At 72.7% G+C, this 21,936-nt stretch carries 19 protein-coding genes; 10 read left to right on the top strand and 9 right to left on the bottom strand.

The features are described from left to right. Nucleotides 1–12: 12 nt before the first annotated feature. Nucleotides 13–1,104: a ferredoxin reductase gene (locus FHU28_RS17065; protein WP_184685390.1), complete on the bottom strand. Its 1,092-nt coding sequence runs from the start codon at nucleotides 1,102–1,104 to the stop codon at nucleotides 13–15. A gap of 83 nt (nucleotides 1,105–1,187) precedes the next feature. On the opposite strand from FHU28_RS17065, the gene FHU28_RS17060 reads away from it, so the two are divergent. From FHU28_RS17060 to FHU28_RS17045, 4 genes are all read left to right on the top strand, one after another. Then, nucleotides 1,188–2,411 carry a PucR family transcriptional regulator gene (locus FHU28_RS17060; RefSeq protein ID WP_184685388.1) on the top strand — a complete coding sequence of 408 codons (1,224 nt, stop codon included), beginning with the start codon at nucleotides 1,188–1,190 and terminating at the stop codon, nucleotides 2,409–2,411. A 107-nt stretch (nucleotides 2,412–2,518) separates the two neighbouring features. Further along, entirely contained in the window at nucleotides 2,519–3,523 is a 1,005-nt protein-coding gene (locus FHU28_RS17055; protein ID WP_184685386.1) for an Acg family FMN-binding oxidoreductase, read from the top strand. Nucleotides 3,524–3,570: 47 nt separating this feature from the next. Next, nucleotides 3,571–4,305, top strand: coding sequence for a serine/threonine-protein kinase (locus FHU28_RS17050; protein WP_184685384.1), 735 nt, complete (start codon nucleotides 3,571–3,573; stop codon nucleotides 4,303–4,305). A 552-nt stretch (nucleotides 4,306–4,857) separates the two neighbouring features. Then, the gene (locus FHU28_RS17045; RefSeq protein WP_013285860.1) at nucleotides 4,858–5,028 is read left to right on the top strand and encodes a hypothetical protein; all 171 of its coding nucleotides are present in this window, start codon (nucleotides 4,858–4,860) and stop codon (nucleotides 5,026–5,028) included. 82 nt (nucleotides 5,029–5,110) lie between these two features. On the opposite strand, the gene FHU28_RS17040 is transcribed toward FHU28_RS17045, so the two are convergent. Continuing rightward, on the bottom strand, nucleotides 5,111–5,374 hold the full coding sequence (locus FHU28_RS17040; protein WP_221453224.1) for a hypothetical protein: 264 nt from the start codon (nucleotides 5,372–5,374) through the stop codon (nucleotides 5,111–5,113). A gap of 32 nt (nucleotides 5,375–5,406) precedes the next feature. After that, the gene (locus FHU28_RS17035; protein ID WP_184689630.1) at nucleotides 5,407–7,191 is read right to left on the bottom strand and encodes an N-acetylglutaminylglutamine amidotransferase; all 1,785 of its coding nucleotides are present in this window, start codon (nucleotides 7,189–7,191) and stop codon (nucleotides 5,407–5,409) included. A 233-nt stretch (nucleotides 7,192–7,424) separates the two neighbouring features. Here FHU28_RS17035 and glnA point away from each other — a divergent pair, with 233 nt between their 5' ends. Next, the gene (gene glnA / locus FHU28_RS17030) at nucleotides 7,425–8,849 is read left to right on the top strand and encodes a type I glutamate--ammonia ligase (RefSeq protein WP_184685382.1); all 1,425 of its coding nucleotides are present in this window, start codon (nucleotides 7,425–7,427) and stop codon (nucleotides 8,847–8,849) included. 161 nt (nucleotides 8,850–9,010) lie between these two features. After that, the gene (locus FHU28_RS17025) at nucleotides 9,011–10,156 is read left to right on the top strand and encodes a carboxylate-amine ligase (protein WP_184685380.1); all 1,146 of its coding nucleotides are present in this window, start codon (nucleotides 9,011–9,013) and stop codon (nucleotides 10,154–10,156) included. A gap of 46 nt (nucleotides 10,157–10,202) precedes the next feature. Here the strand turns inward: FHU28_RS17025 and FHU28_RS17020 are convergent, their stop codons facing one another. After that, the gene (locus FHU28_RS17020; protein WP_184685378.1) at nucleotides 10,203–11,030 is read right to left on the bottom strand and encodes a PIG-L family deacetylase; all 828 of its coding nucleotides are present in this window, start codon (nucleotides 11,028–11,030) and stop codon (nucleotides 10,203–10,205) included. 73 nt (nucleotides 11,031–11,103) lie between these two features. Here FHU28_RS17020 and FHU28_RS17015 point away from each other — a divergent pair, with 73 nt between their 5' ends. Next, nucleotides 11,104–11,817 (top strand): hypothetical protein, encoded by a 714-nt coding sequence (locus FHU28_RS17015; protein ID WP_184685376.1) that lies wholly within the window; start codon nucleotides 11,104–11,106, stop codon nucleotides 11,815–11,817. 57 nt (nucleotides 11,818–11,874) lie between these two features. Here the strand turns inward: FHU28_RS17015 and FHU28_RS17010 are convergent, their stop codons facing one another. From FHU28_RS17010 to FHU28_RS16990, 5 genes are all read right to left on the bottom strand, one after another. Continuing rightward, the gene (locus tag FHU28_RS17010) at nucleotides 11,875–14,703 is read right to left on the bottom strand and encodes a glycosyl hydrolase family 95 catalytic domain-containing protein (RefSeq protein ID WP_184685374.1); all 2,829 of its coding nucleotides are present in this window, start codon (nucleotides 14,701–14,703) and stop codon (nucleotides 11,875–11,877) included. A gap of 155 nt (nucleotides 14,704–14,858) precedes the next feature. After that, nucleotides 14,859–15,872, bottom strand: a complete 1,014-nt coding sequence (locus FHU28_RS17005) for a nitroreductase family protein (protein WP_184685371.1) — start codon at nucleotides 15,870–15,872, stop codon at nucleotides 14,859–14,861. A 2-nt stretch (nucleotides 15,873–15,874) separates the two neighbouring features. Then, nucleotides 15,875–16,957 carry a GNAT family N-acetyltransferase gene (locus FHU28_RS17000; RefSeq protein WP_184685369.1) on the bottom strand — a complete coding sequence of 361 codons (1,083 nt, stop codon included), beginning with the start codon at nucleotides 16,955–16,957 and terminating at the stop codon, nucleotides 15,875–15,877. Further along, on the bottom strand, nucleotides 16,954–17,394 hold the full coding sequence (locus tag FHU28_RS16995; RefSeq protein WP_184685367.1) for a DUF4188 domain-containing protein: 441 nt from the start codon (nucleotides 17,392–17,394) through the stop codon (nucleotides 16,954–16,956). Before FHU28_RS16995 ends, FHU28_RS17000 begins: the two co-directional genes overlap by 4 nt. Nucleotides 17,395–17,397: 3 nt before the next feature. Beyond that, a complete protein-coding gene (locus FHU28_RS16990) occupies nucleotides 17,398–18,960 on the bottom strand; it encodes a phenylacetate--CoA ligase family protein (RefSeq protein ID WP_184685365.1) in 1,563 nt (520 codons plus the stop codon). A gap of 213 nt (nucleotides 18,961–19,173) precedes the next feature. On the opposite strand from FHU28_RS16990, the gene FHU28_RS16985 reads away from it, so the two are divergent. From FHU28_RS16985 to FHU28_RS16975, 3 genes are all read left to right on the top strand, one after another. Next, nucleotides 19,174–20,055 carry a hypothetical protein gene (locus FHU28_RS16985; protein WP_184685363.1) on the top strand — a complete coding sequence of 294 codons (882 nt, stop codon included), beginning with the start codon at nucleotides 19,174–19,176 and terminating at the stop codon, nucleotides 20,053–20,055. After that, entirely contained in the window at nucleotides 20,052–21,437 is a 1,386-nt protein-coding gene (locus FHU28_RS16980) for a DUF11 domain-containing protein (RefSeq protein WP_184685361.1), read from the top strand. Before FHU28_RS16985 ends, FHU28_RS16980 begins: the two co-directional genes overlap by 4 nt. 83 nt (nucleotides 21,438–21,520) lie before the next feature. Further along, the gene (locus FHU28_RS16975) at nucleotides 21,521–21,931 is read left to right on the top strand and encodes a hypothetical protein (protein WP_184685359.1); all 411 of its coding nucleotides are present in this window, start codon (nucleotides 21,521–21,523) and stop codon (nucleotides 21,929–21,931) included. Nucleotides 21,932–21,936 lie beyond the last annotated feature (5 nt).

Raw genomic sequence — 21,936 nt, 5'->3', positions numbered from 1 at the left:
GGTGGCTCCTGTTCAGAGATCGATGTCGCAAGTACCGGCGGCGGCCGACACGCACGTCTGGACGAGCACGCCGTCCCCCGGTACGGCCGTGGTGACGTCGCCGTTGCGCAGGTCGCGGACGGCGCCCTGGCGCAGCGGTACGACGCAGCCGAAGCAGATGCCCATCCGGCACCCGGAAGGCATCAGCACTCCGGCGTTCTCCCCCGCGTCGAGCAGGGTGGTGGCGCCGTCGGACTCGACGGTCACCCCTGCTCCGGTGAACGTCACAGTGCCTCCCTCGCCCGGCGTGATCACCGTCGGACGGAAACGTTCGGTGTGCAACCGCTCGACGAGGCCGTTCGAGGACCAGTACCCCTCAACCGCGTCGAGCATGCCGATCGGCCCGCACGCCCACGCCTCCCGGTCGAAGTGGTCGGGCACCAGCCCGGCCAGTTCGGCGACGTCGAGCAGGCCGTCGGTGTCGGTGTGCCGCTCGACCAGCCGCAACGCGCCGCGTTCGGCGAGCGCGCGCAGCTCCGCGCCGAAGATGACGTCGTCGCGCGTGGGCGCCGAGTGCACGAGCACCACGTCGGCCCGGTCGGCCAGCCCGGAGCGCAGCATCCCCATGACCGGGGTGATGCCGCTGCCTGCGGTGACGAACAGGACCCGCTCGGGCGTCGCGCTCGGGAGCACGAAGTCGCCCTGGGCCTGGTCGAGGTGGATCAACGTGCCGGGCCGGATCCGGCGGACCAGGTGGTTGCTGACCTTGCCGTCGGGGATGGCCTTCACCGTGACGCTGATCCGGCCGTCCGCGGCGTCCGGCGCCGAGGTGACCGAGTACGCGCGCCACTGGCGCACGCCGTCGACGTCGACGCCGAGGCGGATGTACTGCCCGGGCAGGTGCCCCTGCCAGGCACGGCCGGGCTGGATCACCAGCGTGGCCGCGTCCCGGGTCTCCGGGCGGACCGCGACGATCCGCCCGCGCAGCGGGGCGCCCGCGCGCAGCGGCGCGATCAGGTCGAGATAGTCGTCGGGCAGCACCGGCGTGGTGACCGCTCCGGCCAGCCGCAGCAGCCTGTCCCGGAAGGTGACCTTCTGAGGGCGGCGGGAGGCAGTTGTGGTCATATGACCAGCGTGACCGCCCGATCGCATAACATCTTGACCGACAAAGGTGAAACGGTCGCGGGTTTTTGTTCGGAGGGAACAACATGACGTTGGAGGTCGGCACCGGGCAGCGCGCCGCGCACCTCAACCTCGAGGCCGGGATGGCCGAGACCCTGCGCGAAGGGCTGCCGATGGTCGCCGAGCGGACCGTCTCCGCGATCACCGCCGAGGTGCCGGACTACTCCGGCGCGCTCACCGGCGCCATGCGAGCGAAGATCGAAAACGCGGTACGCATCGCGCTCGGCACGTTCCTCCAGCTCATAGAGGGTACCCAGGCGTCCGACCCGAGCACTCCACTGGCCCCGGCACTGGAAGCCGCGTACGCGCTGGGCAGCGGCGAGGCCCGCTCGGGGCGGAGCATGGACGCGCTGCTGGCCGCGTACCGGGTGGGCGCCCGGGTGGCCTGGCGTGAGGTGTCCACCACGACGGTGCGCAGCGGGCTCGCCGCCGCGACGGTGGCCGAGTTCGCCGAGCTGATGTTCGCGTACATCGACGAGCTGTCGGCCGCGAGCGTGGCCGGGCACGCCGACGAGCTGGCCAGCGCCGGCCGGATGCGCCGCCGCAGTATGGAACGGCTCACCCAGCAGTTGCTGGCCGGCGAGCCGGAGGAGTCGCTGCGGCGCAGTGCGGACCGCGCCGACTGGCCGCCGCCGCAGACACTCACAGTGGTGCTGCTGCCCCGCCGGCACCTGCGCGCGGTGCTGGCGCTGCTCAGTCCGCACACGCTGGAGAGCGGCGAGGACCTGCCCGGCATGAACCCGGTCGAGGAGCTGGCCGTACTGCTGGTGCCGGACATGCACGGCGGCCGGCGCCGCCAGCTCACCCGGCTGCTGCACGGGCACCGGGCGGTGCTCGGCCCGGCCCGCCCCTGGCACCGGGTGGCCGCGTCGTACCAGCGGGCCACCCGGGCGCTCGCGCTCGGGCTCGGCGAGCCGGACGCCGGGCCGGTCGACACTGAGCGTCACCTGGCCACTCTGCTGCTCAGCATGGACCCGGAGGCCCTTGCCGACCTGCGCGCGCAGGCCCTCGCGCCGCTGGCCGCGCTGCCTCCGGCCACCGCGCACCGGCTGGCCGAGACGCTGCGGTCGTGGCTGCTGCACCAGGGACGCCGCGACGAGGTGGCCGCCGACCTGTTCGTGCACCCCCAGACCGTCCGCTACCGGATGGGCAAGCTCCGCGAGCTGTTCGGCGACCGGCTGCACGACCCCGCCACGGTCCTCGACCTCACCATCGCGCTGGCCGTACCCCCGGAGCCGGGCGACGCCTGACGCCGCGCCGGGGCGCACGGCCCGGTGCGGCCGGGACCTCCGGCCCTGTCCGCCCGCGAGGGCGGCGGGCAGGCTCGGAAGGGGACGAGCGAGCAAGGAGGGCCGCCATGAACAGCGCGTCGACCCGCGTCGAGCAGGACCCGAGGGTACGGGTGCTGGAGGCGGCCGCCCGGCAGTCCCTGCACGCCCCGTCGGTGTTCAACACCCAGCCCTGGCGCTGGCGGATCACCGGCGACACGCTGGAGCTGCGCGCCGAGCCGGACCGGCAGCTCACCCACACCGACCCGGACGGCCGGCTGCTGATGCTGAGCTGCGGCGCCGCCCTGCACCACGCGCGCGTGTCGCTGGCGGCGTTCGGCTGGGCGGCGGTGGTCGAGCGGCTGCCCGACCCGGCCGACCCGTCGTTGCTGGCCCGGCTGCGCACGACCGGCCCGGCCGACCTGGACGTGCCGGCGGGCCGGCTGGTCGACGCGATCCCGCGCCGCCGCACCGACCGGCGGGCGTACGGCGACCGGCCGGTGCCGGAGGCGGTGCTGGCCCGCCTCGGGGACGCCGTCGAAGCCGAGGGCGCCCACCTGCACGTGGTCCGGCCGGACCAGATGCCGATGCTCGCCGTGTCCACCGGTCGTGCCGCCGAGGCGGAGCTGGCCGACCCCGCGTACCGGGAGGAGCTGAACCGGTGGACGAACCGGCCGGCGGGCAGCGGCGACGGCGTACCAGCCGCGACCGCCGTGCGGCCCTCCCCACGACGGGTGCCGCTGCGTGACTACGCGCCCGGCGGGGCGGCAGGGCTCAGCGCGGGCACGGACTTCGACCGCGGCGCGGCGTACCTGATCCTGTTCGGCGAGGGCGACGAGCCGGCCGCCTGGTTGCGCGGCGGTGAGGCGCTGTCGGCGCTGCTGCTCAGCGCCACCGCCGAAGGGCTGGCCAGCGCGCCGCTCAGCGACGCCGTCGAGCTGACCTGGCCGCGCCGGATGATGCGTGAGCTGCTCGCCGGCATCGGCGACCCGTACCTGATCGTGCGCGTCGGCTGGGGTCCGGAGGCCGAGCTGCCGCCCGCGCCCCGCCGCGCGCCGGCGGACGTCATCGAGGTGGTGGACCCGCCGCGGTGACCCGGACGGGGCCCTCGCCGGCCGGGCGGTCGTCGTAACATCGACCGATGCTGAACCTGGACCCGGGCGCCGCGTTCGTGGTCTTCGGGGATCAGGACTCCGGGTGCGTCTCCTACGGCGTGGAGTCGGCGGGCAGGCGCTGGTTCGTCAAACGGGCCGGGACACCGCGGGCGCGCGAGTCGCTCACGCGCGCCCTGGGCCTGCACGCCGCGGTCCGGCATTCCGCGCTCGTGCGGCCCGAACTGGTACGCGACGGCGCCGACGGCCCAACGATCGTGTACCCGTGGCGCGACGGCGTCGTGCTCAACCACGCCACCGTCCACGGCAGCGACCGGAGCGGGCTGGCCCGCTTCCAGCGGCTCCCGCTCGCCGAGGTGCGCGCGGCGCTGGACGCGATCCTCGACGCGCATGCGGCGGTGAGCGCGGCCGGGTACGTCGCTGTCGACCTGTACGACGGCTGCTTCCTCTACGACTTCGACGCCCGCCGGATGTGGCTGATCGACCTGGACGAGTACCGGCCGGGGGCGTTCGTACTCGACTCCGACCGGCTGCCCGGGTCCCGCCGCTACCTGTCGCCGGAGGAGCTGACCCGGGGCGCGACCATCGACGAGCGCACCACTGTCCACGCGCTCGGCCGCACGCTGCACCACCTGCTCGACGGCCCATCCGGCTGGCGCGGCACCACCGTGGAACGCGCGGTCGTCGACCGGGCCACCCGGCCCGACCCGGCGGCGCGGCACGCCACCGTGGCCGCCCTGGTGCGCGACTGGCGGGCCGCCTGACCCTTCGCCGGCTGCCGCCCGACCGGCCTTCGGCGACCCGCCCGCGTCCCGGGGTGTGACTGCCCGTCACCTCAGCCCCGATCCAGCAGCTCGTCACAGAGGGTGAGGTGCGGTTTCCCGGTCTAGTGCACCGAATTCCGCGTGCAGCGCCTCTGAACAGCAAAAATGCTCGACTGGTCGTCGGCGGTGCTGTTGCCTCTCCGCCGACTTTGCTCTGCAGCCCCATACGCAGCGATAGCCGTGAGTCACCGCCGCGTCGATGGCTGCAAAGCAAAGGGGCGCGAGGTGAACCATGCGGCAGCAGCTTCGGCGCTACCGTGCGTGACGGCCAAGTGGCGCGACGGAACGATCAGGCGGCCGGTGCCGGACATCGGCGCGCCGGCCACGACGGCGTAGGCGAGCCCCACCCCGGCGGCCGCGCAGTCCGGATGTGACCGGCCGGACCGGTGACCGCGGGGCCGTCGGGCGGAAACCCGCTCCCGGCGCCCGTCCGGCGCATAGCGTGGGGCGAGGTGACCTGCCCGGGGCGCCGGTGAGCGGAGGGAGAACGCGGTGACGGAGCCGGAGGAGGAGCAGGAGAAGACCCGCAAGACCGATCGGGTGCTGTTCTCGCCCGACGGCGACCCGCACCACACGCTGGCCGAGGCGCCCCAGCCGGACGAGCATCTCCCACCCACCGTCACCCGCGACGGCCACACGGACGTGCTCGACGACGAGCAGTGAGCGCGCGAACCCGCCCGGCCGACCGGGCGGGTTCCGGCGGCCCCGGAGAGCGGCCCCGGAGAGCGGCCCCGGAGGGGCAGCCTCAGACCGGCGGGATGCCGGATCGGCCGATGTCCGACATGTCGTCGCCGATCTCGGTCCGGGTGCCGGCCACCGGCCCGGCGGCCGCCCCGGTCCGGTCCTCGATGCAGGCGTCACCCAGCGCGTGCATCATCTCCCCCACCGCGGCGAGCGCCGCGCCCTTGTCCGGGCAGGGCTGCCCGGTCGCGAGCACCCGTCCGTCGCCGCCCACCACGGTGAACCCCACCGTGCCGTCGGCTTCGCTCTCGATGACGAACTTCACCATGCTCCTCTCGCCGCCCCGGGCCGGGCGGCCACTCAGCTCACGCCGTGCGACTGCAACCACAACTCCAGCAGGCCCAGTTGCCACAACTTGTTGCTGCCGGCGGCGGCCTGCGCCCGGTCCGGCTCGGCCAGCAGCTCGTCGACGTACTCCCGGCGGAACAACCCGCGCCGGCGCGCCTCCGGCGCGCTGAGCGCCTCGACCACCAGCTCTCGCACGGGCCCGTCGACGTTGCGCAGCGCCGGCACCGGGAAGTAGCCCTTGGGCCGGTCGATGACCTCGGCCGGCAGCACTTCCCGGGCCACCTCCTTGAGCACGCCCTTGCCGCCCTGGGCCAGCTTGTGCTCGGGCGGGCAGGCCGCGGCGAGCGTCACCAGGTCCTGGTCGAGGAAGGGCGTCCGCACCTCCAGTCCCCAGGCCATGCTCATGCTGTCGACCCGCTTGACCGGGTCGTCGGGCAGCATCAGGTGCGTGTCCAGGCGCAGCACCGCGTCCACGGCGGTCTGCGCGCCCGGCGCGGCCAGGTCCGCGGCGACCAGCTCGCCGCTGGCGTCCCGCTCACAGGTGTACGCGGGGTCGACCACCCGGTTCAGCTCGGCGTGGTCGCGGTCGAAGAACGCGGCGGTGAACTCGGCCGCGGCGTTCTCCCGCGCCGCGTCGGCCAGCCGGTGGTGGTAGCCGTAGCCGGCGAACACCTCGTCGGCGCCCTGGCCCGACTGTGCCACCTTCACGTGCCGGGCGACCTGCTCGGAGAGCAGGTGGAACGCCACCACGTCGTGGCTGCCCATCGGTTCGGTCATGGCCGCCACGGTGGCGCGTACGGCCGGTCCGAGGTCGTCGTCGGCGAGCTGGATGCGGTGATGGTCGGTGCCGAACGCGCGGGCGACCAGGTCGGAGTAGTGGAACTCGTCGCCGGCCTCGTCGCCGCGGCTGTCGAAGCCGATGCTGAACGTCTGCAGGTGGTGCTGGCCGGCGCCGTCGAGCAGCGCGACGATCATGCTGGAGTCGAGGCCGCCGGAGAGCAGCACCCCGACCGGCACGTCGGCGACCAGGCGGCGGCGTACGGCGGTGCGCAGCGCGTCCCCGACGGCGGCCCGCCAGTCGGCGGCGTCCATGCCGTCGTGGGCCCGGTCGCGCCGGTACTCGGGCCGCCAGTAGACGCGCTCGCTGCTGTTCCCGTCGGCGTCCACCACCCGGACGGTGGCCGGGGGCAGCTTGCGTATCCCGCGCAGGATCGTGCGCGGCGCTGGCACGATCGAGTGCCAGGACAGGTAGTGGTGCAGCGCGACCCGGTCGATGCCGGTGTCGACGTCGCCCCCGGCCAGCAGCGCCGGCAGCGTGGAGGCGAACCGGAGCCGGCCCGGGGACTCGGCGAGGTACAGCGGTTTGATGCCGAGCCGGTCGCGGGCCAGCACGAGGCGGCGGCGCCGCCGGTCCACGAGCGCCACGGCGAACATGCCGACCAGGTGATCGACGAACCGCTCCCCCCACTGCGCGTACGCGACCAGGATCACCTCGGTGTCGCTGGTGCTGTGGAACGTGTGCCCCGCGGCGCGCAGTTCGTCGCGCAGCTGCGGGTAGTTGTAGACGCAGCCGTTGAACACGAGCGCCAAGCCGAGGTCGTCGCGGACCATCGGCTGGGCGCCGGCCTCGGACAGGTCGATGACTGTGAGCCGGCGGTGCCCCAGCGCGATCCAGCCGTCGTCCCACGCGCCCTCGCCGTCCGGGCCGCGTGAGCGCATGGCCGCTGTCATCCGCTTCACCGCGTCGGTGTCGGGGGTGACCCCGTCGAACCTGGCCTCACCGCTGATCCCGCACATCTCAGCGCCCACCGGTCAGTCGCGGAGCACTCACCATGCCAACCTCCCGCCGCGTCGTCTCCCGGGCGGTCCGCCGGGTACGGCGACTACCCGGCATGTGGCGAAGGAAACCCGGATGGGCGGTTGCCGAGCCGGGCACGGCGAGCCGTCGTACGGTGGCGGTACGGGCCATGTCCCCGGGCGGTCCGGCCACGGGACGTGGCCAGGATCAACGACGCCTGCCAGGAGGACGTGTGTTCGCCAATTCCGAGGAACTCCTGCGATACCTCACCGACGAGGACGTGAAGTTCGTCGACGTACGTTTCTGTGACCTGCCCGGCGTGATGCAGCACTTCAACCTGCCGGTCGAGTCGTTCGACGACAGCGTGTTCACCGACGGCCTCGCCTTCGACGGCTCCTCGATCCGCGGGTTCCAGGCCATCCACGAGTCCGACATGCTCCTGCTGCCGGACGTCGCCACCGCCTTCATCGACCCGTTCCGGGCCCAGAAGACCCTCGCGCTGAACTTCTTCATCCACGACCCGTTCACCCGCGAGGCCTACTCCCGCGACCCCCGCAACGTCGCCAAGAAGGCCGAGGCCTACCTCGCCGCCAGCGGCATCGCCGACACCGCCTACTTCGGCGCCGAGGCGGAGTTCTACATCTTCGACTCCATCCGCCACGAAACCTCCGCCCACCAGTCGTTCTACTACATCGACTCGATCGAAGGCGCCTGGAACAGCGGCCGCATCGAAGAGGGCGGCAACCGCGGCTACAAGACCGCCTACAAGGGCGGCTACTTCCCGGTGCCGCCGGTCGACCACTACGCCGACCTGCGCGACAGCATGGTCCGCCGGATGGTCGACGCCGGGTTCACTGTGGAACGGTCACACCACGAGGTCGGCACGGGTGGCCAGTCCGAGATCAATTACAGGTTCTCGACGTTGCTGCACTCGGCCGACCAGCTTCAGCTCTTCAAGTATCTGATCAAGAACGAGGCGTGGGCGCACGGCAAGACGGCCACGTTCATGCCGAAGCCGCTGTTCGGTGACAACGGCTCCGGCATGCACACCCACCAGAGCCTCTGGCGCGGCGGCGAACCCCTGTTCTACGACGAGACCGGCTACGCCGGCCTGTCCGACACCGCCCGCTGGTACATCGGCGGCCTCCTGCACCACGCCCCGTCACTGCTGGCCTTCACCAACCCGACGATCAACTCCTACCGTCGTCTGGTGCCGGGCTTCGAGGCGCCGGTGAACCTGGTCTACTCGCAGCGCAACCGCTCCGCGTGCACCCGCATCCCGGTCACCGGCAGCAACCCGAAGGCCAAGCGCGTCGAGTTCCGGGTCCCCGACCCGTCGGCGAACGTCTACCTCGCCTTCTCCGCGATGCTCATGGCCGGTCTCGACGGCATCAAGAGCAAGATCGAGCCGCCGGCGCCGATCGACAAGGACCTCTACGACCTCCCGCCGGAGGAGTGGGGCGACGTCAAGCAGGTGCCCGGCTCCCTCACTGAGGCGCTGACGTCGCTGGAGGCCGACCACGACTACCTGCTCGACGGGAACGTCTTCACCGACGACCTGATCTCCACCTGGGTCGACTGGAAGCGGGCCAACGAGGTCGACCCGGTGCGCCTGCGCCCGACCCCGCACGAGTTCGCCATGTACTACGACTGCTGAGCGACGTACGACGATCGCTGAGCGACCCCGCCGCCCCCGCGCCACCCGCGGGGGCGGTGGTCGGCGGAAACGGCCTCGGGAAAGCCCTCGGCCTCGTACCGTCGAGACATGACTCCGCCTCACGACGACACGCCGACCGTTCCGTGCCGGTGGAGCCGTCGGTGAGGCCGCGGCCCACCACCACCGCCACCACCCCGACACCGGAGATTCCCACCGTCCTGACCCTCGGGGTGGAAGAGGAGTTCCTGCTGCTGGACCCGGTCACCGGCGAGAGCATGCCGGTCGCCGACCGGGTCCGTGACGCCCTTTCCGGAACCGCCCGCGAGCAGAGCCGGCAGGAGTTCCGGCACAGCATGGTGGAGATGGTGACCCCGGTCAGCCCCGACCTCGGTCAGCTCCGCGAGCACCTGGTCACGCTGCGCCGGGCCGCCGCCCGGGCAGCCGAGGCAGCCGGGGCGCGACTGGTCGCAGTCGGCGCCACGCCGGTCTGCGAGGCACACCGCACCGTGCCCGACGAGCAGCGCTACCACGACATGTCCCGCCGGTTCGGCCCGGTTGCCCACGACCCCGCGGTCTGCGGCTGCCACGTGCACATCGGCGTGCCCGACCGGGAGCTGGCCGTGCAGGTCTGCAACCACCTGCGTCCGTGGCTGCCGGTGGTGCAGGCGCTCACCACCAACTCGCCGCTGCACGACGGGCGGGACACCGGACACGCCAGCTGGCGCTCGATGCAGTTGGAACGGTGGCCGAGCATCGGACCGACGCCGCACTTCCAGTCCGCCGCCGACTACGACGCCACGGTCCGGGACCTGATCACCGCCGGCGTCATGCTCGACGCCGCGATGGCCTACTGGTACGCCCGGCCGTCGGCGTCGTACCCCACGGTGGAGATCCGCGTCGGCGACGTCTGCCCCACTGTCGACGACACGGTCCTGATCGCCGGGCTGGTCCGGGCGCTGGTCGCCACCGCGATCGGCGACATACGCGACGGCGTACCGGCCCAGCGCATCCGCGACTGCCTGGTCGCCGCCGCGCACTGGCGGGCCGCACACGACGGTGTGGACGGTGACCTGGTCGACCTGCGCACCGGGCGGCCCCGGCCCGCCTGGGACCTCGTCGACGACATGCTCGACATCGTCACGCCCGCGCTGACCCGCCACGGCGACCTGGACCTGGTGCGGCGGCAGATGGACCGGGTGCGCCAGGAGGGCACCGGCGCCACCCGGCAGCGTCAGGTCATGGCCGACACCGGCGGCGACGTCCGCGTGGTGCTCGCGCACCTGGCCGCGCAGACCATTGCGGCCTGAGATGTGCGGCCCGGCCGACGACACGCCGGACCGGGCCGGCGGCCGGTCAGCGCAGCCCGGCGAACAGGTCGTCCTCCGGCGTCGGGGCGCCAGTGGTGTCCCGCACGCGCACGAACGTCTCCATGCCCATCAGCTCGGTGAACCGCTCCTGCCCCAGCCGCAGGAAGAAGATGTTCTCCGCCTGGCTGGCGTGCGCGGCCAGCGAGGCGAACTTCTGCCCGCCGTAGCCGCTGGTGTCGACCCAGGTGGTGATCTCGTCGTCCGGCAGGCCCAGCGCCGGCATCTCGTCGGTCGCCTCCGGCTCGGGGAACTCCACCCCGATCTCGCGCATGACGGTGCCGAACTGCTGGAACGCGCTGCGCGGCACGGTGGTCCAGTAGACCTTGGCCGGGATGCCGGTCTGCTCGACAGCGGCCATCGTGACCCGGTGCGCCTGGATGTGGTCCGGGTGGCCGTAGAAGCCGTTCTCGTCGTAGGTGACCACGACGTCCGGGCGGTAGCGCCGGATCAGCTCGGCCAGTCGGCCGGCCGCCTCGGCCACGGGCGTGTTCCAGAACGCGCCGGGCGCGTCGTTCGTCGCCCAGCCCATCATCCCGGAGTCACCGTAGTCGAGCGTCTCCAGGTGGGTCACCTTGAGCGCCTCGCAACTGGCGGCCAGCTCGGCGCGGCGCATCTGGACCACGGCCTGCGGGTCGTGCCCGGGGTCGTCCGGCTTGATCCCGCCGGGACCGTCGCCGCACCCCCCGTCGGTGCACGTCACGAGCACCGTGGTGATGCCCTCGGCCGCGTAGCGGGCCAGGACGCCACCGGTGCTCGTCGCCTCGTCGTCGGGGTGCGCGTGCACCGCCATCAGGGTCAGGGATCGATCCGTCACCCCGTCACCATACGAGCAACGGCCGACGAACTAGCATTGCCCGGTCCGCAGACCGCGACGGAAGCGAGGCGCGATGGGTTGGCTCCAGCGGTTGCTCGGTGGTGGACGGGTCGAACTGGACCCCACACGCCAGCAGGAACTGCTGCGGGACGTCCGGCAGTCCTACGGGGCGCACGCCCGCCTCCGGTTCCCGGACCAGGTGGACGCGATCACCCGGCTGCTGTCCGATGACGACGGTCTCGTGGTGGCCGCCGGCATCGTCTGCGAGGCCGCCGATCAGGCCCACGCCGACCTGCAGTGCCAGGCGCAGGAAGTGTTCCGGCGTACCGGGAGGCGGCTGCTGGTGCACCGCCGCAACTACCGGCCCCTGTGGAAGGAGGCCGGGCCCGCGCTGCGCTGGCCGCTCGGCGCGCTGCCCAGCGGGCTGCACCCGTACGCGCAGTTGGCCGGCGCCGTGGCGACGGTCGGCGGGCGGGCGGACCGGCTGGACAAGGTGACCGATCCGCAGCCGTTCGTGACGCGGCTGTTCGAGGTGCTCGACCTGACCACCGTCGGCTGGGAGTTCGGCCGGGTGCGGGTGGACACCGACGGCGCGTCGCTGGTGGAGCGGCTGACGGACACCGGCGCGCGGGTGCTCGCGACGATGGACGACCCGCCCCGGCTGCCGCCGGCGGTGCGGGAGATGATGCGCCGCAACCATCGCATCGCCGTGTACGACCCGGCCGGCCCCCGGGTGGTCGGCGAGTTGAATCTGGGCGCGCGGCTGCGCGAGACGTTGCTGGCCTGACCGGCGGCACGCCCCGCCCCGGCCGGGTGGCGGCGGCGCGGCGTGCCGCGCCGGCGGTCAGGTGGTGGTGCAGGTGAGGTTCGTCGGCGGGTTGTTGGCGCCGCCGGCCGTGCCGATGAAGCCGAACGTGGTGGAACCGCCGGCCGGCAGTGCTCCGTTGTAGTCGACGTTGCGCACCGTCACGTTCGCGCCGTTCTGGGTGTGCGTGCCGCTCCAGATCTGGTTGATCACCTGACCGTTCGGGAACGTCCAGGACACCGTCCAGCCGCGGATCGCGGTGGCGCCGGCGGTCACCGTGACCTCGGCCTGGAAGCCACCGGACCAGGAGCCGGTGACCGCGTACGTGGCCCGTGCGCCGGACGGCGCCGGCGAACTGGTGGTCGGGGTCGGAGTCGGGGTCGGAGTCGGGGTCGGGGTCGGTGACGGCGTGGACGTCGGCGTCACCGTCGGCGAGGGGGTCACGCCGGGCCGGGCCGCCCGGTAGGTGTGGCCGGCGCGGACGCTGAGCGCGACGACGTCGGACTCCGGGCGGGTGGTGGCGGGTGTGCTGCCGTCTGTGACGTCGGTGACGGTGAAGCTGCCGGTGAACAGCCGGGACCGCAGTCGCACCGTGCCGTCGCGGTCGGCGCGGACGCTGATCTCGTCGGTCTGGCCGTTGCTCCAGGCCAGCCCCACCGTGTAGCCGCCCCGGCCGCGCAGCCCCGCCACCTGCCCGGCGGGCCAGGCGGTCGGTAGCGCGGGCAGCAGGTGCAGCTCGCCGGTGTGGCTGTGCAGCAGCATCTCGGCGATGCCCGAGGTGGCGCCGAAGTTGCCGTCGATCTGGAACGGCGGGTGCAGGTCGAACATGTTCGGCGCGAGCCGGTCGGTGCGTACCAGGTCGCGCAGGAGCTTGTGGGCGCGGGCGCCGTCCTCCAGCCGGGCCCAGAAATTGATCTTCCAGGCGAGGGACCAGCCGGTCCCGTCGTCGCCGCGCAGCTCCAGCGTCTTTCGGGCGGCCTCGTACAGCGCCGGGGTGCCCCGCCTGGTGATCTGGTTGCTGGGATGCAGCCCGTACAGGTGCGAGACGTGCCTGTGGGTGCGCTCGGTCTCCACCCAGTCGGCCAGCCACTCCTGCACGTTGCCCCGGGAGCCGACGCGGCTCGGCGGGAGCCGGTCCTTGGCCGTGCGCACCTGGGACCGGAACGTGGTGTCGACGCCGAGCACCTCACTGGCCCGGGCCGCGGCGTCGAACAGGTCACGCAGGATCTGGTTGTCCATCGTGGGGCCCGCGCAGACGCTGGCGTTCGCGTGGTGGGCCAGCTCCGGCGAGTTCGACGGGTTCGTCACCAGGTAACCGAGCGTCGGGTGGGCGACCAGGGTGTCGAGGAAGAACTGCGCGGCGCCCTTGAGGGCCGGGTAGTTGGCCTGGAGGAATCCGAGGTCGCCGGTGAACAGGTAGTGGTCCCAGATGAGCGTGCTCAGCCAGGCCCCGCCGGTCTGCCACATGCCCCAGAACGCGCCGTCCACGACCGACGCGCCCCGCCAGGCGTCGGTGTTGTGGTGGGTGACCCAGCCACCGGCGCCGTACTGCGCCTGGGCGACCCGCGCGCCGGTGACCGTGAGGTCCTTGACCATGTCGAAGACCGGCAGGAAGCACTCGGACAGGTTCGTGGTGTCGGCCGGCCAGTAGTTCATCGGCAGGTTGGCGTTGACCGTGTACTTCGAGTCCCAGGACGGCGTCAGCGAGTCGTTCCAGATGCCCTGGAGGTTCGCCGGCTGGGTGCCCGGGCGCGACGAGGAGATCAGCAGGTACCGCCCGAACTGGAACAGCAGCGCGGCGAACTGCGGGTCGTTCGTGCTCGCGTGCTGCGCGATCCGTACGTCGGTGGGCTGGTCGGCGGCGGCGGTGCGGCCCAGGTCGATCGTGACCCGGTCGAACAGCGCCTGGTAGTCGGCGCGGTGGCGGCTGCGGAGCTGGTCGACGCCCACGCTCTTGGCGGCGTTCAGCCGGTTGCGGGCGATGCCCTGGTAGTCGCCGTTGACGGTGCGGTAGTTGACGTAGCTGGTGCCGATCGAGATCAGGACGGTCACGCTGGTCGCGCCGGAGACCCGCAGCGTGCCGCCGGAGCTGCTGACCGTGCCACCGGTGACGGCGGCGTTGGCCAGGGCGAGGAACCGCACCGAGCCGTTGACCCCCTCCATCGAGCCGGAGATGCCGTCGAGCGCGACGGTCGCGCCGTCCGGGCTGGACACGGTGGTCCGCTGCGGGCTGTCGAAGGCGGCGGAGAACGTGATCGCGTTCGCCCGGTCGGCGGTCAGCCGGAGCACCATCACCTGGTCGGGGGCGCTGGCGAACACCTCCCGCTGGTGCCGTACGCCGCCCAGCACATACGTGGTGGTGACGGTGGCGGTGGTGAGGTCGAGCGTCCGGTTGTACTGCGTCGCCCCGCTCGCCGATCCGAAGGAGAGCCGGAGGTCGCCGACGGTCTGGTAGGCGAGCTGACCGCCGGGGCTGCCCATCATTGTCTGGTTGATCAGGTCCTGGGCCGAGGTCCACTGGTCGGCGAAGACGCGGCGGCGGATCTCGGCCAGGTTGGCCGCGCCCCGGGTGTTTGCCGAGTCGTACGGGCCACCGGCCCAGACGGTGTCCTCGTTGAGCTGGAGCCGTTCGGTGTCCGTGTTGCCGAACACCATCGCGCCGAGCCGTCCGTTGCCGATCGGCAGGGCGCGCAGCCAGTCGGTGCCGGCCGGTTCGTCGTACCAGAGTGCCAGGTCGTTCGCGGCGAGCACCTGCGCCGGGGCTGCCGAGCCGGCGCGGGCGGCGGCGCTCCAGGCGGCCGGCACCAGCGCGGCGCCGGCGCCTGCCGCTGTGGCCTTGATGACGTTTCGTCGTGTCATTTCAGACATGGTTCTTCTCCCAACCACGCGGATCAGTGGCGGGCCCGGGCGCGCGAAGCGTTCCTGTTATCGCTAACAGAACCGCCTCGTGCGCCCGGACGCCGTTTCCTGCCACTCCGCGCCCAGGGCTCCCGACCGGGCTACACGTGAGCCAACATGGACTCTCATGGATGAAGTGACACCGCGTCAAGGGGTGTTACCGCTAACAGGGAGGATCTGTGCTGCACCCGGCGGGCCGAGCGGGGCGCCGGATCGGCCGGCCGGCCCACGCGGACCACGTGCACGATCCGCTCCGGCGCCACGTCCAGCAGCGTCCCGAGCGCGTCCCGGGTGTCGGCCACGTCGACGAGCTGACTGAGCGGGTGCGCGGCCAGCCCGGCGCTGTGCAACGTCAGCCACGCCCGCATCAGCACCCGTCCGAACTCGACCTGCCCGGCCGCGTCCAGGTCCGGCGGCGCGATCAGCGCCAGCACCCCGCCGCCGCGCGCGAGCGGATCGTCACCGGCGGCGAGCAGGCGCGGCAGCCCCAGGGGGCGCAACGCCGGGTAGGCCGCGAGCGCCGCCCGCAGCCCGGTGGCCGCCACCCGGCCCAGCCCGAGGCAGCTGTCACTGAGCCCGTCGGTCCGGTAGCGCGGGCACGCCCGGTCCAGGCGCAGCCAGCGGCGCAGCTCCGCGACCACCGCCGGCTCGGCGTACACCCGCCGGTCGGCCGTGCGCAGCAGCGCGCGCAGCCGCCCGGCCGCCGGCACGACGCGGGCCGCGCCACCGGCCCGCCGGACGACCGCGTCCACCGCAGCGACCACGTCGGCGTCCGGGCCGCCGGTGAACCGGCCCCGGTGGGTGCGCCGGTCCCGCACGTCGGCGGCGCGGAACGGCGTCCGGTACGGCTGCCGTCCCGGACGCAGCCGCCCCACCCGCCGGTCCGCCTCGTCGTGGTCGGCGGTCCAGTCCAGCCGCAGCCCCGCGTCGGCGGCGACGATCAGGCAGGTCTCCACGAACGCGCCCAGCGACAGCCGCAGGTCCCGGCCGGTCGGGTCGCCCGCCGGCAGCGCGTCGGCCGGGTCCCAGCCGACGGTGACCGCCCAGTGCTCGTAGCGCAGCCGCCACGGTTGCGTGTTGTGGGCGCTCGGGGCCCGCCAGCACAGCGGCTCCAGCGCGCGGAACGCGGCGAGGTCCATGCTCACCGCTCCTTGGCGTAGAACGTGTAGCCGTGCAGCGGGCGTCCGCCGAGGCGCCGGTACTGGGCAGCCGACGCCGGATTGTCCCGCCCGACATACGTGCTGCGCAGCGCCGTGTAGCCGCCGTCGTGCAGGTTGTGGTGCAGGTGCGCCGACAGCAGCCGCTGGTAGCCGCACCCCTGGAACTGCGGCACCACGCCCTTGACGATCAGCACCGCCTCCCGCCGGTACCGGCGCCGGGTGGCCAGCAGCCGCAGCTGGTTGACCGGGTTCAGATCGCCGCGCACAGCTACCAGGAAGTCGCTGATGTCCGGCACGCAGAGCACGAACGCCACCGGGCGCCCGTCGCGGGTCAGGTAGAGCAGCAGCGACTCATCCAGCAGGTATGCCAGCCCGTCGGTCTGCCGCCGCAGCTGCGCCGCCGAGATCGGCGTGTAGTAGCCGAGCTGGGCGAAGGAGTCGTTGAGCATCCCGCGCAGCAGGTCGAGCTGCGCGTCGAGCCGCCGGATGTCCCCTCTGTGCAGTTCCAGCCGCGCGCCGTCCGGCTGGACGCCGAGCGCGGGCGGCGGTCCGGCCGGTGGCGGCACCGGGCAGATCCAGGTGTCGGAGACGAACCGCCTGGTGAATCCGTTCTCCTCGTAGGCGTCCGGGTAGTGCGGCGGGTTCCAGGCGCTGTCCACGAAGCCCCGGTCGGCGTACCCGGCGGTGATCACTCCCCCGGCCTGGTTGGGCAGCAGCGCCACCGGCCCGAACAGCAGGTCCCGGCCGGGTGTCGCATGCGCGGTGATCGCGTCGAACAGCGGCCGGGCGGCCGGCGCGGTGAACTCGGTCAGCCCGAACAGCTGGCACCGGCGGCCCAGCTTGGCGTCGAGGTCCGCGTCGGTGTGCAACGTGGTCCGCCCGACCACGACGCCGTCGGCGTCGTGCAGCACGTACATCGGCACGCCGTCGCGCCACCAGCGGCGGATCTGCTGCCGGGGCGTCGGCACGTACCGGGGCTCGTCCGCGTAGAGCCGGTCGGTGAGGGTGAGGAAGTCGCGCAGGCCGCGCCGGCCGGTCACGCGCTCGAACCGGTGGCCGGTCACCGGCGCACCGCCGGCCCGGTCGTCTCCGCGCCCAGCGGGCTGAACTGCTCGATGTGGCCCATCGCGCCGTCCTCGGCCCGCCACGCGCCGTTGGAGTAGCCGTCCGGCGAGGCGGTGTAGAGCCGGATGAACCCGGCGGTGGCATTGCGGTTGCCGTCGGTCAGCCACATCATCAGCTTGCGGTGGTGCCGGGTCCGGGCGAAGCGCAGCAGCGCGTCCCGGTCGGTGAAGAACGCGATGGTGCCGAGCGTCAGCGGGAACTGCCAGTAGACGGTGTGCCAGCAGTAGCCGGACATCCGGCGCATGTCGCGCACCATCCGGATCCAGTCCGGGGCCAGGCGCAGCAGCACCAGCGGGTTCGCGTACCGGGTGCCGCCGATGAACATGGCGCCGGCGCGGGCCTGGGCCGGGGCGCGGGAGAAGTCACGGGTACGCATCACTCACCTCACCAGGTAGACGTTCTTCAGCTTTTCCATGCCGGCGAACGGGCCGCCGCCCGGCTCGTGCAGCTCCACGCGCAGGTCACCGGCGGTCGGGTCCTCCACCAGGGACTGCGCGAAGTCCCGCGACACCGAGGTCAGGTGCGCGCGTACCCCGTCGCGGCAGGCGTCGGCGAGCGCCGCGCGTGCCGCGGCTTCCAGTGGACGGCGCAGCTCGACGTGGATCACCGGCCGGGTCTCCAGCTCGGCGTCCTCGTGCAGCGTGAGGCAGAACCGGCTGATCTGCGCGGCGTACGGGTTGCCGGTGTAGAGGCCGTACTCCACGTCCTGCGGGTAGAGGTTCGCGCCCAGGTAGGACACGGTGGAGTCGCTGCGGCCGAACAACAGCAGCAGCGGCAGCGTCATCCGCTCCTCGGACACCGCGGTACGGAACTCGGCGCGGCGCACCGGGTCGGCGTGCGCCAGCTCCACGATCCGCCGGTACGGCACCAGCAGCGCCTCGTCACCGACGTTGTAGCGCAGCCGGGGCTGGAGCACGTGCGGGCCGGTCACAGTGCAGAGCAGCTCCCGCCGCTCGTTGGTCTCCAGGTAGGTGGCGAACGGGTTGTACTGGAACACCATGGGCAGCCGTTGCTCGTCGCGGCCGAGCAGTTCCGCGCGCAGTCCCGCGTCGGTGCGCAGCCGCCGCCGCAGCCACACCGTGAGCCGGGTCTCCGCGCCGATGCCGATGGTCAGGTCCGACGCCCCGTACGCCGAGCGCACCCGCACGAACCGCTGTTCCAGGTAGTCGCGCAGCGCCTCGGTCATCCCCTCGCCGCCGCAGCTGGCGAAGATCCGGTACCGCGACCACTGAAAGTCCTCGGCGTCGAGGCGGTCCCGCAGGTGCTTGAGGAACGGCGGGTACGCGGTCACCAGGTAGTCGTGGCCGGGGCCGAACTCGCGCAGCGTGTCGACGATCTTCCCCAGGTCGGGGCCGGTGTTCTTCACCGTCGCGATCCGGGCCATCGCCGCGCCGGTGGTGGTGCCGGTCGCCCAGGCGCCCATCGAGTACGCGTTTATGACGAACGGGCGGCGCATCGGGAACGCCAGCCCGGTGTACCCGGCGATGTCGCGGTGCACCGCCAGCAGCTCCCGCTCACCGCGCGGCCAGTTGAACGGCCGCCCGGACGAGCCGGCCGACTCGTCGACCACCACGCCCCGCTCCGGCAGCCGCCCGTCCCGGCACCGGGCGGAGGCGTCGTACGCCATCACGTACCCGCGCTTGTCGGTCTCCGGGAAGTCCCGCAGCCGGCGGCGCAGCCCGCCCGGGCGGGCCCGCAGGAACGCCTGGTAGGCGGGCACCCGCCGGGCCGCCCGCAGGCAGGTCGACCGCGCGTTCGCGGCGGCGAGCTGGTCCAGGACCGGGTGGTGGCGCCGGGCCAGCCATCGCCAGCCGGCGGGGTGGTGGGCGATGAGCCGGGCCAGCGCGGCGACCGCGCGGCCGGCGGGGGCCAGCGCGGCCTCGGCGGGCAGCGGCATGTCGACGGTACGTGCAGCAGCGTGTCGGTGCAGCGTCTCGGCCATGACAAGAATCCTGCCGACGCTGCGACGCCCGCACATGAGCGACGAGACGGTACTGCGCTGAGTACCCGTACCCAGGTGAACAGCGTCAGATCTGACTCGCAAATCGTGAAAAACAAGACTTATGGCACGGCTGCCTGAAACCTTTACCGCTGTGAGGTGTCGGATCCTGCGCGGACCCGGCCTGCCGCAACGGGGGGGGGGGGGAAGACGAAGATGGTTCACAAGGGATGGCCCCGACTGTCGTCGGCGCTGGCGGTGCTCGCCGTGCTGGCGTCGTCGACGACGTTCGCGGTGGTGGTCTTGCCCCCGCCCGCCTCGGCCACCGTCCCCGGCCAGCCGGGAGTACCCCAGCCCGGCACACCCATCTTCACCGAGGACTTCTCCAACGAGAGCGCGGCCGACGCGCCGATCCGCATCGGCTCCTACACCGGCTCCCCCGGTTCGGTCTACGTGCCGGGGCCGGGAGGCAGCGGCGCGGACAGCGAGACGTACACGGCGGACCCGGCGTGGAGCCCCGGCGCAGGGCAGTGCAACGGCTGGATCATGCGCGAGACGTCGCCGCTGCCGCCGAACGGCGGCAGCCCTCCGGTGACCAACAACGACAACTGCGCCCGGAACGCCGCCTGGGACCGGCTGCGCGAGATGGCCCGCGACATGGGGCTGTTCCAGGGGCAGAGCGCGGAGGAGGCGGCCAGCAACCAGGTGCTCACCGAGTACACCAACGGCACGACCGCCCAGCTGCCCGGATACCTGTTGGAGACGAACAACAACTCGATCCCGGCGGTGGGCGGACACTTCTACGAGGTCTCGGCGATCTTCGCCGAGCGGAACTGCACGGTCCCCGGCGCGCAGCGGGCACGCCTGCGCTTCGAACTGCTGCTCAACGGGGTGCCGACGGTGCTCGCGGAGAACCTGAGCCCGTGTACGGATCCGGGTGCCGTGATCGTCAACAACACGTGGATCGCGAAGCTGCAGTCGACGGCGCTGCAACTGTCGGTGGCCGACACGCCGACACTGGGGCTCCGGCTCTACAACGCGACCGCCACCGGCACCGGCAACGACGTGCGTTCGACCTTCCGCAGATCGTGGACGTGACCCCGCAACTGGACAAGGCGTTCAGCCCGGCCACCATCGCGCAGGGGCAGACGTCCACGCTGACGTTCACCATCACCAACACCGACGACCTGCGGGCCAAGAACGGGATGAGTTTCACCGACGACCTTCCCGCAGGCGTGACCGCGACCGGGGTGAACAGCACCACCTGCTCGGACGCCACGGTGACCGCGGCAGCGGGCGCGACCTCGGTGGTCTTCGACGGCGACATCGGCCTGGGCGCCGCCTCCTGCACCGTCTCGGTCGAGGTGACCGCGGACGTGGTCGGCTCGTACACGAACACCGGATGCGCCGGACCGGACGGCACACCGATCCCCGGCTGTGCGAGCAATTTCCCGAGCATCGTCGGGATCAACCCGCCCGGCTCCGCGACGCTCCAGGTCATCCCCCTGGTCGACCTGGCGGTGACGAAGACGGCGACCCCGAACCCGTACGTGCCGGGGGCGCCGCTGACGTACACGGTCACTGTGACCAACAGCGGGCCGTCCGACGCCGTCGGCGCCACGGTCACCGACACCCTGCCGGCACCCGGCTTCACGTGGACGTGCGCGGCGTCCACCGGCAGCACGTGTGCCGCCTCCGGCAGCGGGGACATCAGCGACACGGTCACCGTGCTGGCGGGCGGGACGCTCACGTACACGATCAGCGGGACCGTGCCGTCGAGCACCGCCGGCGACCTGACCAACACCGCTGTCCTCACCCCACCGGAGGGCGTCGCCGACCCCGGCTGCACCCCCAGCTGCCAGTCCACGACTGTGACACCCGGCCTCCCCACCGTCGACCTCGCGATCACCAAGACCGCCACTCCGAACCCCTACGTGCCGGGTGCGCCGTTCACGTACACCGTCACCATCACCAACGGCGGCCCCTCCGACGCCGTCGGCGCCACGGTGACCGACGCACTGCCCGAGCCGTTGGCCGGGTTCGAGTGGACGTGCGCCGCCGGCATCGGCAGCACCTGCACCGCCTCCGGGCTCGGAGACATCAACGACCGGGTCACCATCCGGGTCGGTGAGTCGGTCGTCTACACCATCACCGGAACGGTGCCGGCGGGGACCGCGGGAGACCTCACCAACACCGCCACCGTCACCCCGCCGTCTGGTGCCGCCGACCCGGGCTGCACGCCGAACTGCTCGGCGACGGTGGTCGTCGCCGGGCCGGTGCAGCCCACCCCGGTACCGCCGACACCGGAACCGCCCACACCGAAGCCGCCCAAGCCGGGGCCGCACAAGCCGATGCCGCCGTTGCCGGTGACCGGCAGTGGCGTGGTCACCATCGCCTCGATCGGGCTCGCCGCCGTGACCCTCGGCGTGCTCCTGGTCGCCGGTCTGGTCCTGACCCGGCGCTCGCGCCGACACCCCTGACCACCACCTGCGGTCATTACCGTCAGTCACTATCGCGACACATGGCTAGCCCGCCGCGCGGAGCCGGGTGGAGACTCCGCCGCATGGAGAACGTGGAGCGTGAGCGCAGCAACGAGCGCTTCGAGAAGGTGGCCGAGGAGACCTCGGAGACAGTGACCCACGCGGCCACGGTGCTGGAGGAGGAACTCGCGGCGGGGCTGGCCGGCGCCCGGCGGCTCGAGGAGAAGCTGACCGAGAGCCGGCGGGTGGACCCGGAGGCGTTCGACGAACTCGTCGCCCGGGTCCGCACCGACGGGCACGCCCTCATCGACACCGTGGTCGGGCAGCTGAAGATGGCCGACGACCAGCGCGGTGAGGTGATCCGGCGGTACACGTCGGACGCGCACGACGCGCTGGACACCGTACTCAATCTGGCGAGGCTGGCCCCCGAGGTGGCCAACGGGCTCGCGGACCGGCTGGCGCCGCCGGCCCCGAAGCGGCCGACGGACCGGTAGCGGCG

The organism is Micromonospora echinospora (assembly GCF_014203425.1).
Classification (GTDB): Bacteria; Actinomycetota; Actinomycetes; order Mycobacteriales; family Micromonosporaceae; genus Micromonospora; species Micromonospora echinospora_A.
This window is presented reverse-complemented; position numbering and strand designations above follow the sequence as displayed.

Coding starts and splice junctions, on each gene's coding strand:
- FHU28_RS17065 (WP_184685390.1), bottom strand. CDS start 1,104: ATGACCACAACTGCCTCCCGCCGCCCTCAGAAGGTCACCTTCCGGGAC.
- FHU28_RS17060 (WP_184685388.1), top strand. CDS start 1,188: ATGACGTTGGAGGTCGGCACCGGGCAGCGCGCCGCGCACCTCAACCTC.
- FHU28_RS17055 (WP_184685386.1), top strand. CDS start 2,519: ATGAACAGCGCGTCGACCCGCGTCGAGCAGGACCCGAGGGTACGGGTG.
- FHU28_RS17050 (WP_184685384.1), top strand. CDS start 3,571: ATGCTGAACCTGGACCCGGGCGCCGCGTTCGTGGTCTTCGGGGATCAG.
- FHU28_RS17040 (WP_221453224.1), bottom strand. CDS start 5,374: ATGGTGAAGTTCGTCATCGAGAGCGAAGCCGACGGCACGGTGGGGTTC.
- FHU28_RS17035 (WP_184689630.1), bottom strand. CDS start 7,191: ATGTGCGGGATCAGCGGTGAGGCCAGGTTCGACGGGGTCACCCCCGAC.
- FHU28_RS17015 (WP_184685376.1), top strand. CDS start 11,104: ATGGGTTGGCTCCAGCGGTTGCTCGGTGGTGGACGGGTCGAACTGGAC.
- FHU28_RS17010 (WP_184685374.1), bottom strand. CDS start 14,703: ATGTCTGAAATGACACGACGAAACGTCATCAAGGCCACAGCGGCAGGC.
- FHU28_RS17005 (WP_184685371.1), bottom strand. CDS start 15,872: ATGGACCTCGCCGCGTTCCGCGCGCTGGAGCCGCTGTGCTGGCGGGCC.
- FHU28_RS16995 (WP_184685367.1), bottom strand. CDS start 17,394: ATGCGTACCCGTGACTTCTCCCGCGCCCCGGCCCAGGCCCGCGCCGGC.
- FHU28_RS16990 (WP_184685365.1), bottom strand. CDS start 18,960: ATGGCCGAGACGCTGCACCGACACGCTGCTGCACGTACCGTCGACATG.
- FHU28_RS16985 (WP_184685363.1), top strand. CDS start 19,174: ATGGTTCACAAGGGATGGCCCCGACTGTCGTCGGCGCTGGCGGTGCTC.
- FHU28_RS16975 (WP_184685359.1), top strand. CDS start 21,521: ATGGAGAACGTGGAGCGTGAGCGCAGCAACGAGCGCTTCGAGAAGGTG.